We start from the raw sequence: 1,720 nt of genomic DNA, 5'->3' as shown, positions 1-1,720 counted from the left end.
GGTGTAACTCAATGGTAGAGTGCTAGCCTTCCAAGCTAGTTACGAGGGTTCGATTCCCTTCACCCGCTCCACAAAAGCTAGTTTAATTACTGGCTTTATTTTTTTATAATAATTTAATAAGCGCTCATAGCTCAGTTGGATAGAGTGTTGGACTTCGAATCCAAATGTCGGGGGTTCGAATCCCTCTGGGCGCACCAAAGAAATTGATATAGCTAGGTTTGTAAAATTACAAACCTAGCTATATTTTTATTTTCCATACTTTTCCCACACCAGAAAGATAAAAAATAAAAGGCTAAGAAAATTGAATGTATTTACATAAATCAGTATATTGATTGCTATATAAAATATGAAAGGTGTAAGCAACTTTTTTCAGAGTTTTATATGATAAAAGATGTAAATAAGATGAGGTGGGATCTTTAGTGTCTGCAATTCAAGCTATGCTAACAGGATTATTATGGATGAATGTAGGGCTGGTAGCTAAATACTTATTTCTAACTAATAAATTACCTAAAGAATCGGTAGAATTATCATAAGAAGAAGATTTATATACTATAGATGAAGTGTTTTAAGAAGTAGAAATTATAAATTTAGAGGATATCTCATTTGTGACTTGTAGTAAAAGGATTTTTATAGAAAAACAATTATAAAAATTTCAGTAAATAGGTTTGGGGACTAGTATAGTTCATCTATAGATTTTAATAAACAAAACTTAAAAAATTACTTAAAGCTTTAAGGATTAAATAATAGGTATTTAATATTCCCTGAATATTAAATCTTCTATGGTAAAAACTAAGTTAAAGGAGGTTTTATCATGGATAAAAAAAATAATAGCAATGCTAAAGGGGAAGCGAGAATAGCAATAAATAATAATCCAAAACCCAAAAGTTATAAAAAAACTCCCCCAAGATATAAAAATTTTAAAGGGGAACCTACAGAGTAAAACAACTTTAGCGTGATTAATGAAATCTTAAAGGCTGTTGTAAAAAACAACAGCCTTCATATATAGTGTTTGTTATTGAGAGATTATACTAATTTACTTAAGGGATATAGTGGAAACAATTGTATAAAATAAAAAGGCAAGAGCCATTGTATAAAAATAATATAGATAAAGATTCTAATTATATAGGGAAGATTAAAGAAGATAGGCTTAATTTAGAACTTTTATGTTTATAAAAAATGTAGGTATATTTTATAAATATTAATGATTTTGATAACAGCTTAGAGTATTTTATAGTAGAGTTTTTTTACTAGATCTTATAAATATATAAGAAAATTTTTGTATTTGAGGAAAAATAAAATAGATAAATTTGTAACTAATATAACTAAAAATAATAAAAAAGAATTAAGAAAGGGAGTGTTACTGCTAAATATAGTAAGGTGAAGTTTAAAATAAGAAGAAAACTTTACCTAGCGTATCAATATATATAAAATAAAGAAAAAAGTATAATTTAAAAGAATTATGAAGATAATATTCAATAATTCTTTATTCTAGATTCAACTATTTGAATAAATTTGATAAAATAACATTTGTCACTTGAAGTGCTCAAATGGAGCAAACACAAGGATAAAAAAAGTATTGACAAGTAAAAATATACGTGATAAGATGAGTAAGTCGCTTCGGTAAAGAAGCAAATTGATCTTTGAAAATTGAACAGAAAAGATGATATAAAGACCAGCAATTCTTTTGAATTATTTTGAGTAGATTAAACTCAGAGTTTTC

At 26.7% G+C, this 1,720-nt stretch carries 1 protein-coding gene and 1 tRNA gene; both read left to right on the top strand.

Annotated features, from left to right (window positions below):
• Positions 1-120: 120 nt before the first annotated feature.
• A tRNA-Arg gene (locus KQI89_RS17405) sits at positions 121-197 on the top strand.
• Between the two features lie 614 nt (positions 198-811).
• Entirely contained in the window at positions 812-940 is a 129-nt protein-coding gene (locus tag KQI89_RS17975; protein ID WP_279231035.1) for a hypothetical protein, read from the top strand.
• Positions 941-1,720: the final 780 nt, after the last annotated feature.

This window comes from Clostridium simiarum (assembly GCF_018919175.1).
In the GTDB taxonomy this organism is placed as follows: domain Bacteria; phylum Bacillota; class Clostridia; order Clostridiales; family Clostridiaceae; genus Clostridium_L; species Clostridium_L simiarum.
The sequence above is the reverse complement of the archived record's forward strand: the minus strand, read 5'-3'. Positions and strand labels throughout refer to the sequence as shown.